This is a genomic window from Paenibacillus solanacearum, assembly GCF_910593845.1.
Taxonomy (GTDB): Bacteria; Bacillota; Bacilli; order Paenibacillales; family NBRC-103111; genus Paenibacillus_G; species Paenibacillus_G solanacearum.
On record NZ_CAJVAS010000090.1, the window covers coordinates 1 to 4,964 of the forward strand.

General features: G+C 38.2%; 4 protein-coding genes. All 4 read right to left on the reverse strand.

From position 1 onward, the window contains the following. Window positions 1-1,308 precede the first annotated feature (1,308 nt). A complete protein-coding gene (locus KXG62_RS33575; protein ID WP_218096357.1) occupies window positions 1,309-2,073 on the reverse strand; it encodes a hypothetical protein in 765 nt (254 codons plus the stop codon). Window positions 2,074-2,251: 178 nt separating this feature from the next. Then, on the reverse strand, window positions 2,252-2,698 hold the full coding sequence (locus KXG62_RS33580) for an oxidoreductase (RefSeq protein ID WP_218096358.1): 447 nt from the start codon (window positions 2,696-2,698) through the stop codon (window positions 2,252-2,254). A 237-nt stretch (window positions 2,699-2,935) separates the two neighbouring features. Then, the gene (locus KXG62_RS33585; RefSeq protein ID WP_218096359.1) at window positions 2,936-3,838 is read right to left on the reverse strand and encodes a hypothetical protein; all 903 of its coding nucleotides are present in this window, start codon (window positions 3,836-3,838) and stop codon (window positions 2,936-2,938) included. Window positions 3,839-4,144: 306 nt separating this feature from the next. Further along, window positions 4,145-4,654, reverse strand: coding sequence for a hypothetical protein (locus KXG62_RS33590; protein ID WP_218096360.1), 510 nt, complete (start codon window positions 4,652-4,654; stop codon window positions 4,145-4,147). Window positions 4,655-4,964: the final 310 nt, after the last annotated feature.

A 4,964-nucleotide genomic window follows, 5' to 3' on the forward strand; every position in this document is an offset into this window, starting at 1 on the left:
GTTCACGTCCCGGCATGCTCTTCCTATTCTTGAGTTCCTTTCGTTACAGCCTCTTTGAGTCTTCATCCCCTATAGTTTTTTACTGTTTAGGAAGTTGCGCATAACGTTCTTGTATTCACGAGTCCGAGAGCCTTAAGGCGCGGCAGCGCCGGGTCCGTCAGGACTTAGGCTCGCAGGATTGTCTGCCTGAATCAACTCCTCCGAAAAACCTCGGGCAGACCAAGGGAGTGTAGCGACCGCAGCGTGAATACGGTGTTAACTGATGCCTCCGGCTTCGCTAGTGAAACTTTCAAAATCTTCATTAAAATAGTCTTCTAGGTCATTATTAAAGTCATTATTAAAGTCGTTATTAAAGTCATTGTTACAGTCTTTATCAAGTTCTTTAATATTCCTTTAAACAAGTCTTTAGTAGGTCTTTACGTAGGTCTTTAATAGTCTTTTTTCAAATCTTTAACGGATTATAAAACAAAATATTTAAAAAGGTTCTTAAACGTTCTAATAATTCAGTTTTCATTCCATGGTTCTAAAATAGGTTTTTCAGATTTACTAATCGCCTGGACGAAGGGGCTTACTTTCATCTCGCTTTGACTCGCGACTACTACTTCAACTTCCTGAATTATCTTATCAAATATAAGCATTCGGAGGTTTCAGTTAACGTTCTTGTATTCACGAATCCGAGAGCCTTAAGGCGCGTAGCGCCGGGTCCGTCAGGACTTAGGCTCGCAGGATTGTCTGCCTGATTCCACTTCCCCGAATTATCTTCTGGCAGACCAAGGGGGCTTGACCCCCGCAGTGTGAATACGGTGTTAGACGATGCCAACGGCCCTCTTCGATCGGCTCACAATATTCATTATTGGTCCTTAATAGTCCTTTAGAGTCTTCTTTCATACGGTCTTTCATACGGTCTTTCATACGGTCTTTCATACGGTCTTTCATACGGTCTTTAAATCATTATTTAAAAGGGTCTAACCAATTTATAAGTCTGTCAATAAAAAACTCATCCTAGCATTCGACAGTTTACCATTCATTTCCTGCCAATTATCGGGGTGAGCTCGATGCGAACCAGATTAGATTATTATATATAAGCTCTGCGTTGGTTTCGTCTAACGTTCTTGTATTCACGAATCCGAGAACCTTAAGGCGCGTAGCGCCGGGTCCGTTAGGACTTAGGTTCGCAGGATTGTCTGCCTGACTCCACTTCTTCGAAAATCCTCGGGCAGACCAAGGAAGCGTAGCGACCGCAGCGTGAATACGGTGTTATCTGCTGTTACCGACTTCTCCGATCTCCTAAAATAAATCATTAGTTTGTTACTTCTGAAGTTGAGTAATAATGTATCTCTTACTTGAATGAACATAAAACTGCGACAATAAAAAGAACACACGTAAAAAATAAGAAAATTCATTAATATCCGTTATTTCAGCACTTATTTCCACTTCTCCATCCTCTTGAGTTTCCCATTCAATTTCAATTCTAGGTACTGCTAAATTGTAATATATGGAAAACCTGCTAATTCTACCGTTATGAGTATTATTCCATCTATAGTTTGATGAACCATATACATCTAATATAAGAATATGGCGTTCAAGAATAGAAACAAATGCTGAAACTAGGTCAAAGTAAATTTCAATATCCTGAATCTTAGGCACTTCATATTCATGTTCCATCTTATTCCTAATAATATTTAATCGGGAAAGTGATCTAGAGCTAAATACTCCTGCCTCATTTAAGAAGTCTAGTTTTTTATCTATTCCAAGCTTTCTATCTTTAAACGGCTTATATAGATTATATGCATATAAAAACGAATCTAACTGACAATCCATTGCTCGCTTTATATGAGAAACACAATTAATTAAGCCAGCATTATCTAACTTTGATAGTTCTATTTCTGCAAATTCAAGAAAATCCCTGGATGTCAGTTCAAATGATGGGTACTTAATGCTTGTTCCTGCACCGCCATCGTGTTCCATTATCTCAACGTTATTGAGTAAAAATGTTTTTAGTTTGTCTCTATTTGTCATTTTTTCTCCTCTAATATGTTTTTCGGTAATTGCAGATAACGTTCTTGTATTCACGAATCCGAGAGCCTTAAGGCGCGGCAGCGCCGGGTCCGTCAGGACTTAGGCTCGCAGGGTTGTCTGCCTGATATTACATCTCCGATTTTACTTCTGGCAGACCAAGGGAGCGTAGCGACCGCAGCGTGAATACGGTGTTAGGTGAAGTCCCTGACTTCTTCGAACAGCTGATTACAAATTATTGAATTCCTGCCGTTCCATATGTATTAATTATTGCGCTTTTGTAATCCTCCCAATTAAAGTAAAAGGGTCCTATATTAATAGATTTATTATTAGGCTCAAGTTTAAAATCTCTCCATATTACTTGCTCTTCTCCTCTCTCTATAAATACTGAAATAAAACCACATTCTTCATCTCCACACCAAGGACAAACTAGTATCGGGTATCTATAGAACAAGTAGGTGTGCATTTGATTCAATAAAAAATAATCAATCATTTGTTTTTGATGCTCTTCACTCCCCCAACCTAGGGACGGAACCATATCATACTTTTTAAGCATTTGATAAAGAGATCTTCCGTCAATTATCAAATCAGCAAATTTAGTATTTTTGTTTCCTTCTTGTTCAGGATCATTTTCGTCATATCGACTAGAAGGTCTTGTTTGTAGGTAATTTAAATGTTTCATTTTGTTCCTCCAAAATTTATTGCAGGGATTTCACCTAACGTTCTTGTATTCACGAATCCGAGAGCCTTAAGGCGCAACAGCGCCGGGTCCGCCAGGACTTAGGCTCGCAGGATTTTCTGCCTGATATTACATCATCTGAAAAGCCTCGGGCAGACTAAGGGAGCGTAGCGACCGCTGCGTGAATACGGTGTTATCCGATGCTGCTGACTACTTTGATATACCAACCCCTCACTTTCATCAATGAAATACTCTAAATATATATTCCCTTATTACTCTGTAATATTGTACCGTGATAAACGAACTGATAAGACATTCCTTAGCGTTATCAAAAGAGAAATTATTATCTATCCTACCTTCATGAACTAGCATATTTCGTTGTTTATTCAATAGTTCCAGCCCGCTTGATATAGCATTATCTAAACTAGGCATATTTAATGTTTTAGATATTAAAGGTAAATATGATAATTGTCTCTTTGAATAACTTGTTTTGGTAAATTCCACTGTCATATTTTGCATATCTTGTGGAAACGATAGTAAATTGGTTTTTAGATAATTGAATAAAATGTTTTGTTCAATTTCAATAGGAGTTTGCATTGTCAAGATCATATTCCTGTAATTATTCTCATAAAAAGACTGGAAAGAATCTAGCATAAACATGATAGGAATATCTTCTAACAATATTTTCGGGGCATACCATATTATTATATTGATATTTGTAGGTCCCACAGCTCGATCTGAACCGATGAATTTACAAGGGTAAATAATGCGTATTGAGTTATCTCTAGGATATCTCATAGGTTCATTGCCAAAATGTTCAACTGGAACAAGCCCTCCCGTTCCAACACAAGTATAACTAATATACATCAATCTTCCTTGTTCGATTACTTCTGAAATATCTAACCTTAAGGGTTGATTGGGTAAAATTACTGCATTATTTAGCAGACCGTTGCAACCTAGTAATTGATAATAGTGACCTGATCCATATATATCAAAAAGGAATTTTACTTCATATTCAAAATCTATTATTTCTTGACACAAGTCACATCTTATTTCATGTTTCTCAAAATATTTTTTATAAAAATCAAAGTTTAAAGATAATTTATTGTTGCAATTTCTACAATGCATGGAACCATTAAACATATTATCTCACTACTTTCATAATTCTTTTATCAGCAGTTTCGGATAACGTTCTTGTATTCACGAATCCGAGAGCCTTAAGGCGCTGCCGCGCCGGGTCCGTCAGGACTTAGGCTCGCAGGGTTGTCTGCCTGATCCACTTCCTCGAAAAACCTCTGGCAGACCAAGGTCGGCGTAGCCGGCCGCAGCGTGAATACGGTGTTAGCTGATGGAGCCTCTTCTTCGAAAAACCTCTGGCAGACCAAGGTCGGCGTAGCCGGCCGCAGCGTGAATACGGTGTTAGCTGATGGAGCCTCTTCTTCGAAATACCTAGTCGAATTTGTATACCTTATTATTTTTTATATTAATTCTCCAATTATCATTTAAACCTTCACCGAAACATTCTATCTCGCCGTTTAAAACATAGCTTCTGGGTTTTAAAATTCTTTCTATTATGTATTCAATCCACTCTAAAGAATTATAAAATTTATCTTGTCCGTTCCATGCTATAGCTGTTCTGTTTTCAATAGGAGCCCAACAACACCATAGACTTGGCTGCGATTTAGGAGGGCGATTTCTTTCTAGTACTGTTTCATCTTTTACTCTCTTTAAAATTCCGCCGACTAAAACATGATTGGGTTCATTTGAAAAATAAAACTCTCCTTCCTCTCCATATTTAGTCAAAGCTTCACTAACTGATATATTTTCTTGTTTTGAAATAACTTCAATATTCCGACTTAGTCTCCTAGTATCGGAAAGATTAAAAAGTAATTTATAAGTCTCTTCATCAAGAGGTTTATTTAATAGAAATTGTCCTTCGAATATTGTATTATGCCCCATTGGTTTGATCCCCTTATAAGAATTATATTATTATAGGCTCTTTCAGCTAACGTTCTTGTATTCACGAATCCGAGAGCCTTAAGGCGCGTAGCGCCGGGTCCGTCAGGACTTAGGCTCGCAGGATTGTCTGCCTGATTCCACTTCCCCGAATTATCTTCTGGCAGACCAAGGGGGCTTGACCCCCGCAGTGTGAATACGGTGTTAGACGATGCCAACGGCCCTCTTCGATCGGCTCACAATATTCATTATTGGTCCTTAATAGTCCTTTAGAGTCTTCTTTCATACGGTCTTTCATACGGTCTTTCATACG

Bases quoted from the DNA above. Each gene is read 5' to 3' on its own strand.
- KXG62_RS33580 (WP_218096358.1), bottom strand. From the start codon at position 2,698: ATGAAACATTTAAATTACCTACAAACAAGACCTTCTAGTCGATATGAC.
- KXG62_RS33590 (WP_218096360.1), bottom strand. From the start codon at position 4,654: ATGGGGCATAATACAATATTCGAAGGACAATTTCTATTAAATAAACCT.
- KXG62_RS33585 (WP_218096359.1), bottom strand. From the start codon at position 3,838: ATGTTTAATGGTTCCATGCATTGTAGAAATTGCAACAATAAATTATCT.